The sequence below is a fragment of the Cupriavidus phytohabitans genome (genome assembly GCF_017815025.1).
Taxonomy (GTDB): domain Bacteria; phylum Pseudomonadota; class Gammaproteobacteria; order Burkholderiales; family Burkholderiaceae; genus Cupriavidus.
In genome coordinates this window covers 1-492 of the sequence record NZ_JAGIQB010000254.1, presented here as the reverse complement: position 1 = coordinate 492, position 492 = coordinate 1, and the positions used below count along the sequence as shown (strand labels likewise).

Annotated in this window: 1 protein-coding gene; it reads left to right on the top strand. The window is 65.9% G+C overall.

The window, feature by feature from the left end; translation table 11 throughout:
- A partial coding sequence (locus tag J8I34_RS34385; RefSeq protein WP_209808627.1) for a porin occupies positions 1–492 on the top strand: 492 nt, incomplete at both ends.

Below are 492 nucleotides of genomic sequence, written 5' to 3'. Positions count from 1 at the left end.
GGCGGCATCAAGGCTCTCTTCGTGCTCGAAAGCGGCTTCGGCATCGACAACGGCTTGTCGCAGCAAAGCGGCCGGCTGTTCGGCCGCCAGGCATACGTGGGCGTCCAAAGCGACCGTTTCGGCCAGGTCAGCCTTGGCCGGCAATACACCTCGATGTTCGAGGCGCTGGCCAACTTCTCTCCGACCGCCTATGCCACACAGTATGAGCCGGTCGTCATGCAATCCGGGCCCAACTACCGCGCGGACAACACCGTCAAGTACTCCGGGAAGTTCGGGGGACTGACGGCGCTCGCGCACTGGTCCTTCGGCGTCGGGGTTGCCTTGCCCGCCTCGGTAGGATTCCCCATTCCGATCGGCGGCAATGGCGAAGTCCCCGGGCAGTTCCGACGCGACACCGCCTATGGCGGGGCGCTGGCTTACACGTTCGGCCCGTTCGCCGCGACAGCGGGCTATGACCAGTGGAATCCCACCATCGGCACCGGCACCGGCACC